8 protein-coding genes are annotated in these 7064 nt (G+C 38.9%); 6 read left to right on the forward strand and 2 right to left on the reverse strand.

Annotated features, from left to right (window positions below; all coding sequences use genetic code 11):
* Nucleotides 1-458: 458 nt before the first annotated feature.
* Both ABD814_RS09175 and ABD814_RS09180 read right to left on the reverse strand, forming a co-directional pair.
* On the reverse strand, nt 459-848 hold the full coding sequence (locus ABD814_RS09175) for a DUF2500 domain-containing protein (protein WP_344912464.1): 390 nt from the start codon (nt 846-848) through the stop codon (nt 459-461).
* A 155-nt stretch (nt 849-1003) separates the two neighbouring features.
* A complete protein-coding gene (locus ABD814_RS09180; protein ID WP_344912466.1) occupies nt 1004-1498 on the reverse strand; it encodes a hypothetical protein in 495 nt (164 codons plus the stop codon).
* 241 nt (nt 1499-1739) lie between these two features.
* Between ABD814_RS09180 and ABD814_RS09185 the strand changes: the two genes are divergently transcribed.
* From ABD814_RS09185 to ABD814_RS09210, 6 genes are all read left to right on the forward strand, one after another.
* Nucleotides 1740-3038 (forward strand): pyrimidine-nucleoside phosphorylase, encoded by a 1299-nt coding sequence (locus tag ABD814_RS09185; RefSeq protein ID WP_344912468.1) that lies wholly within the window; start codon nt 1740-1742, stop codon nt 3036-3038.
* A 40-nt stretch (nt 3039-3078) separates the two neighbouring features.
* Nucleotides 3079-4260, forward strand: a complete 1182-nt coding sequence (gene deoB, locus ABD814_RS09190; RefSeq protein ID WP_344912470.1) for a phosphopentomutase — start codon at nt 3079-3081, stop codon at nt 4258-4260.
* Nucleotides 4261-4276: 16 nt separating this feature from the next.
* Nucleotides 4277-5095 (forward strand): purine-nucleoside phosphorylase, encoded by an 819-nt coding sequence (locus ABD814_RS09195; protein ID WP_344912472.1) that lies wholly within the window; start codon nt 4277-4279, stop codon nt 5093-5095.
* The gene (cdd, locus tag ABD814_RS09200; protein ID WP_486303628.1) at nt 5086-5514 is read left to right on the forward strand and encodes a cytidine deaminase; all 429 of its coding nucleotides are present in this window, start codon (nt 5086-5088) and stop codon (nt 5512-5514) included. Before ABD814_RS09195 ends, cdd begins: the two co-directional genes overlap by 10 nt.
* 15 nt (nt 5515-5529) lie before the next feature.
* The gene (gene deoC / locus ABD814_RS09205; RefSeq protein WP_344912476.1) at nt 5530-6183 is read left to right on the forward strand and encodes a deoxyribose-phosphate aldolase; all 654 of its coding nucleotides are present in this window, start codon (nt 5530-5532) and stop codon (nt 6181-6183) included.
* Between the two features lie 138 nt (nt 6184-6321).
* The gene (locus ABD814_RS09210; RefSeq protein WP_344912478.1) at nt 6322-6957 is read left to right on the forward strand and encodes a pentapeptide repeat-containing protein; all 636 of its coding nucleotides are present in this window, start codon (nt 6322-6324) and stop codon (nt 6955-6957) included.
* The last annotated feature ends 107 nt before the right edge of the window (nt 6958-7064 follow it).

A 7064-nucleotide genomic window follows, 5' to 3' on the forward strand; every position in this document is an offset into this window, starting at 1 on the left:
ATTAAAATTGATTATTCCCACTCTAAGACAGACTATTTTAGAAGAATAGTATTTGTTCAGTAGACACTAAATAACCCTTAATTTATAAGAAAAGACGATTTTTTGAATAGTCCCTTTAATTTTTATAGGAATATTTGGTAAACTGGAATATTGGTAATCGTTAGAGATCGTTCATCGATCCAGACTACTAGCTAACGAATAGCCTCTAATCGTTCCCAGTCATGTTTGAAAATCCGCTATCCGGTAACGAATAGCCTCTAATCGTTCCCAGTCATGTTTAAAAATCTACTATCCGGTAACGAATAGCCTCTAATCGTTCCCAGTCATGTTTGAAAATCCGCTATCAAGTAACGAATAGCCCATACTCATCCCCTTTATTATGTCATTAAAGAGGATGCGATTAATGTGGGTAAAAAAATAGGATGCTGAGATCAGCATCCTATTTTTAAAAGTATCATTTACGTGTTTCTATCAAAGCTCAAATAACGCGAGCCTTGAAAAGTAAGCTTGCCCGTGTCATTTTCGACAAGTTGCCCATACTCTGTTCCAGTCACGACAAATTCTAGGCGATCTTTGCTTTGCACTTCAAAAGTCGCATAGTATGTCGTGTGTGATGGACTATGGACATGGTTCTCACCAGTATGATGGCGACCGACATCTGTTCGTTTAGTTACTAGTTTCGCCTCGACATCTAGGACTGGAGAAGCATCATCTCTATTTCGTTGCTTAAAATTCTGAACAATACCTACAACAAAAACGCTCAATATAATTAAGAAAACAATAACGAAAAGTACATTAAATAAGTCAAACATTGGATCACCAAAATCATTATAAGGTGAGAAATCCATTTGAATCACTCCATTTCATTAACTAGATTCAAAAAAATTGTACATCTAGCACAATTATACACCTAGATAATCGACTTGAACAATCCCCTTGTCATGAAAAAACTCGAACGGATTGTTAGTTTCCGTTCGAGTTGTCTATCAAAAATTGATCGTTCTTATTCGGCAAATAAATCAGTTATTTCACCAGTCTCAGGATCAACTAAATACCAACCATATGTGGCCGTATGTGTTTCACCATCACCATGATCAACGACTTCAAATACTTGAATTCGGTAATTCCCTTGATCATCAGTCCCATCAACTGAATAATTGAGACCAATATCAGAGCCTGTCCCTTGGATAAACTCTTGCACGAGCAAAATAGCATCATCTGGACTGAAGCCAGTAGATCCACCGTTAGCCTCTGTTTCATCATCTTCAGATGCTTCAGGTTCTGTAGGTTCTTCTTCATCTACAGATCCATCATCAGAGCTTTCATCAGTTTCAGATAAATCCTCAACATCATCTTGCTCTGTTTCATCTACATCTTCTGTCCCATCAACTTGTTCGACATCGTTATCTTGCTCTGTTTGGTCATCTCCTGGGTTGTCATTTGATTGACAGCCAATTAAAAAGAAACTGGCAAATATTATGACGAGAAATTTTTTCATTGTTGTTATCCCACCTCTTTTTATGTCTATTTAAAATCATTGATAAGCTTATTTTAAGTTTTTTTAAGTGAATAATCAATCAGAAAGTGGTTTTAGGGAATGACTTCTCTTGATTCACACCTGTTTCTAACCATATAATAAAAGTAATTATTATTTTTGCTGTGAAATCGTTTATACTAATTGTGAAGCGGTTTTTTAAAAACTAGTCGTTTCACTTAAATAATGAAAGGGTGACCGACGCATGAGAATGGTCGATCTGATTGCTAAAAAGCGTGATGGTCTTATTTTAACTAAAGATGAAATTGATTTTATGATCGATCAATATACGAATGATCATATTCCAGATTATCAAATGGCATCGATGATGATGGCGATTTATTTTCAAGGGATGACAACAGAAGAAAGAATTTATCTAACAGAGGCAATGGTCGCCTCAGGTGATCAAATTGATCTTTCAGCCATCGAAGGGATTAAAGTGGATAAGCATTCAACTGGAGGTGTTGGTGATAGTACGACATTAATTATCGCCCCTTTAGTCGCTGCTGTTGGTGTACCAGTTGCTAAAATGTCAGGGCGCGGGTTAGGCCATACTGGTGGTACGTTGGACAAACTTGAAGCGATTCCTGGCTTTAACGTTGAATTAGCGAGCTCAGATTTTATCAAACTTGTTAATAAAAATAAAGTGGCCGTGATTGGCCAGAGTGGCAATTTGACACCAGCTGACCAAAAACTTTATGCACTAAGGGATGTGACTGCAACAGTGAATGCGATCCCATTGATCGCAAGCTCAATTATGAGTAAAAAAATTGCCTCTGGTGCTGATGCAATTGTGCTTGATGTTAAAACAGGTTCAGGAGCTTTCATGAAAGAGCTTGATGATGCCAAGGCACTAGCTGAGGCGATGGTCGAGATTGGTAATGGTGCTGGCAGGGAGACGATGGCGATTATCTCGGATATGAGTCAGCCACTAGGTTTTGCTGTTGGGAATGCATTAGAGGTTAAAGAAGCAATTGCGACATTGAAAGGTGAAGGGCCAGCAGATTTAACAGAATTAAGTTTGACCTTAGCTAGTCAGATGGTTTTTTTAGCAAAAAAAGCAGGTTCAATCGAACAAGCACGTGAAAAGTTGCTAGTTGCGATTAAAAATGGTGACGCAATTGCTAAATTAAAACAATTTATTGAAGCACAAGGTGGCGATCCGACAGTTGTCGATCAACCGGATCGATTACCACAAGCGAACGTTCAAGTAGCAGTTAAAGCGAGTCAAACCGGTTATGTGTCAGAGATTATTGCTGATCAGATCGGAATTGCGGCAAGTATGCTTGGAGCAGGTCGAGCGACAAAGGATGCTGAAATCGATCTAGCGGTAGGAATTGTGCTAGCGAAAAAGGTTGGTGACTTTGTTGAACATGGTGATACATTAGCGGTCATTCATAGTAATGATCAACAAAACGGCACCATTTCTGAAAAAATCCAAGCAGCATTTCAAATTCAAATTGAAGAAGTGAAGCAAAAACCTTTAATCTATCAAATGATTTAAAATAGATTTAATAACGACAGAGCTTGTAGGAGGCACAAAAATGAAGACGCGGTTTAACCGGATATTTTTACTTATATTAGATTCAGTTGGGATTGGTGAAGCACCAGATGCAGCAGATTTCGATGATGTTGGGGCAGATACACTTGGGCATATTGCCAACTATGTTGGTGGCTTGAAGATGCCAACAATGGCTGGTTTAGGCTTGGGTAACATTCGCCAGATTAAAGGAATTGAAAAAGCTGAGCAGCCTTTAGCGCATTATACAAAAATGGAAGAAGCCTCTGTTGGGAAAGACACAATGACAGGTCATTGGGAGCTGATGGGCCTTCAGATTGATCAACCATTTCAAACATTCCCTGATGGTTTTCCCAAAGAACTATTAGCGGAATTAACGGAAAAAACAGGTCGCGGAATTCTTGGTAATAAACCAGCTTCAGGTACGGAAATTATTGTTGAGCTTGGTGAAAAACACATCGAGACGGGCGACTTAATTGTTTATACATCGGCAGATTCTGTTTTACAAATTGCCGCACATGAGGAGGTCGTGCCACTCGAAGAATTATATCAAATTTGTGAGATCGCACGCGAATTAACGAAAAATGAAAAATATATGGTTGGGCGAGTGATTGCACGTCCGTTTGTTGGTGAAGTAGGCGCCTTTGAGCGAACATCGAACCGCCATGACTATGCTTTAAAGCCATTCGGTCGGACTGTGATGAATGAATTGAAAGATGCAAACTTGGATGTCGTTGCTTTAGGGAAAATTACTGATATTTTTGACGGGGAAGGTGTGACTGAATCGATTCGAACACTTGATAATGATGACGGGATGGACAAGTTGATTGAGTCGATGGGTCAAGATTTCCACGGGCTAAATTTTTTAAACCTTGTCGATTTTGATGCTAAATATGGTCATCGCCGTGATCCTAAAGGCTACGCAAAAGCACTGGAAACTTTTGACCAGCAACTCCCAGCAGTTTTGGATAAATTACGTGAAGATGATTTACTAATCATTACTGCAGATCACGGCAACGATCCCACACATCATGGGACAGATCATACGCGTGAGTATGTGCCACTGATTGTTTACCATACTGGAATCAAGTCGGGTCAAGAGCTACCAATCCGAAAAACATTTGCTGACGTTGGCGCAACAATTGCTGATAATTTCAATGTCAAGCGACCAGAACATGGGGAGAGTTTTTTAAAGGAAATCAATTAGGAGAGGACGTGTACTGATGGATCATAATCAACTCAATCAGGCGAAAGAATTTTTACAAGATCAACTAAAGATCAAGCCGACAGTAGGTTTAATTCTAGGCTCAGGGTTAGGCGTACTTGCTGATCAAATTAGCCAACCGGTTCGGATTCCGTATCAAGATATACCTGGATTTCCGAGATCAACTGTTGCGGGACATGCAGGACAACTTGTTGCGGGTGAATTAAATGGTGTGGCTGTTGTCGCGATGCAAGGACGCTTTCACTATTATGAAGGTTATGGGTTAGATTCAGTCACATTTCCAGTTCGAGTGATGAAAGCAATTGGGATTGAAAAGTTATTTGTCACAAATGCAGCTGGTGGGGTGAATGAGGCATTTAAGCCGGGTGATCTCATGCTGATAACTGACCACATTAACAATACGGGACAAAACCCACTAATTGGGCCGAATGACGATCAGCAAGGTGTTCGTTTTCCAGATCTGTCGACAGCCTACACGCCTGATTTACAAAAACTCGCACAACAAGTTGCGACTGATTTATCGATCGACTTAAAAGAAGGCGTCTACGTCTGGAATACTGGACCAACGTATGAGACCCCTGCAGAAGTTAGGATGTTGCAAGCATTTGGTGGTGACGCTGTTGGTATGTCGACCGTCCCAGAGGTCATTGTTGCTAGGCATGTCGGTTTAGAGATTTTAGGACTTTCATGTATTTCAAACATGGCTGCAGGGATACTTGATGAAGTATTGAGTCATGAAGAAGTAATTGAGACGACGGAAAGTGTTCGTGAAACATTTATTGCACTAGTGAAAGAGATTTTAACAAGATTAAAGTAGCTAAGGAGGCTCACTGTAACATGCTTGAACAACTCATTATCGAAGCAAAGAAAGCACGAGAAATGGCCTATACTCCTTATTCAAATTTTAAAGTAGGGGCAGCTTTACAAACTAAAAGTGGAGCTATTTTTCATGGTTGCAATATTGAGAATGCCGCTTATTCGCTGTGTAACTGTGCTGAACGGACAGCCTTGTTTAGTGCCTATGCAGTTGGCGAGAGGGACTTCAATGCAATCGTTGTTGTTGCAGATTCACCACGACCTGTTCCGCCGTGTGGTGCCTGTCGTCAAGTGATGAGCGAGCTTTGCTCAGGGGATATGCCTGTAACCTTAACGAATCTCAATGGTGATTTAAATCAGACAACTGTGAGAGATTTATTACCAGGTGCTTTTCTAGCTGATGATCTTAAAAATGAATAGGGGAGAGGAATAAACATGAGTCAAGATTTAGCGAAATACATTGATCATACCATCTTAAAGGCAGATGCAACACGCAATGAAATGATCATTTTATGTCAAGAAGCAAGTGAACATAATTTTTTCTCCGTTTGTGTTAATCCTACGTGGGTTAAACTTGCAAGTGAACAATTACAAGAAGTTGATGTTGCTGTTTGTACGGTAATTGGCTTTCCATTAGGAGCATCAACGCCTGAAACAAAAGCTTTTGAAACAAAAAATGCGATTGATAATGGTGCAACTGAAGTAGATATGGTCATCAATATTGGCGCATTAAAAGACAAAAATGATGCGTTAGTTGAAGCGGATATTAAAGCGGTCGTCGATGCGGCGTCAGGTAAAGCACTTGTAAAAGTAATTATTGAAACAAGTTTACTAACGAATCAAGAGAAAGTGAGAGCTTGCCAGTTAGCTGTTGCAGCAGGTGCTGATTTTGTAAAAACGTCGACAGGCTTTTCAACGGGTGGAGCAACAGTCGATGATATTACTTTAATGAGAGAAGCGGTTGGATCTGACATCGGTGTCAAGGCATCTGGCGGGATCAGAGATAAAAAAACGGCTCTAGCAATGATAGAGGCAGGCGCAACACGAATCGGTGCTAGTGCAGGGATTTCAATTGTGAAAGAATGCTAATTTATTATCAGTCTTAAATTTAAAAACAGATAATCTCTAGTGATTTTTAAAAAAATTAGAGTTATCTGTTTTAAGTTTTTCTTGAATAAGCAGTGTATAATTAATCATAGATAATCAAAGATAAGAGGAGTAAGATCATTGAATAAAGTAAGTAAGCCAGTAATTACTGTTGAAAACATCCATTCAAATTTCAATCAAAGCTTTGATCAGCATCATCCTTATTTAGAAGGTATGATCATCGAAAAATGTCTGATTTCTGACCTTGATGTCCAAGGCGCGGAATTTATTAATGTTATTTTTAAAAATGTCACATTTAAAGATGTCAGTTTTGAAAAAATTTACTTGCGTGATGTGCAATTTGAATCTTGTGACTTATCACTTGCCAATTTGGATGAGGCAACGATGCAACGTGTTGAATTTAACAACTGTCAGTTAACCGGTCTTATGATGACAGATGCACGTTTGCAAAATGTTCAATTTAATCATTGCAATTTACGATTTGCCGGAATGGGTTATAGTTCGAAAAAGCATGTCGAATATAATGAATCTATTTTAACAGAAGTAGATTTCTATCATAGTAAATGGTTAAAAGTTTACTTTAACCAGTGCGAATTAACTGGAGCCAACTTATCAAATACAGCATTGAAAGGAATTGATTTAAGTCAATCAGAATTTGATCATTTAACTGTAAGAACAGAAGATTTGCAAGGTTGTCTTGTGAACTCATTTCAAGCTCAACAACTGTCAACATTGCTTGGTTTGATTATTAAGTAATCAATAACTGATCAACTCTTAGGGAGTCGTAGCTTCAGCTATGAAGAGTAAAAATTCTTCGTGATAAATATCGAAAAAACGACCCCTTAATATTACATTAATGTTAT

The sequence above is a fragment of the Amphibacillus indicireducens genome (genome assembly GCF_039539605.1).
GTDB classification, from domain to species: Bacteria; Bacillota; Bacilli; order Bacillales; family Amphibacillaceae; genus Amphibacillus; species Amphibacillus indicireducens.